The 301-nt window shown below is 57.5% G+C and carries 1 protein-coding gene; it reads right to left on the minus strand.

Annotated features, from left to right (window positions below):
* Positions 1–301: motility-associated protein (locus E5162_RS14665; RefSeq protein ID WP_338419096.1), on the minus strand; the 301-nt coding region annotated here is incomplete at both ends.

Raw genomic sequence — 301 nt, forward strand, 5'->3', positions numbered from 1 at the left:
CGCGAGAAGATGGCACTCTCCTGCGGCTTCTCGATATGGCTTTCCAGCGCGATGACACCCTTGGTCTTCATCGTCTTGGTCAGCAGGAAGAGCAGCGAGATCAGATCGCGGTAATCGCTCGCCTTCCATTTCGGCCCGGAGATCAGCTTGCCGAAATCCCCCAGCGTCTTCATCACCGTCTTGCCGGAATTACTAATGAGGAAGGCGCCGATCGCCGCGCCGCCAATCATCATGAACTCGAAGGGCAAAGCCTTGATGATGATGTCGAAATGGCCCCCGGCCAGCATGAAGCCGCCGAACA

It is taken from the genome of Marinicauda pacifica (assembly GCF_004793635.1).
GTDB lineage: Bacteria > Pseudomonadota > Alphaproteobacteria > Caulobacterales > Maricaulaceae > Marinicauda > Marinicauda pacifica.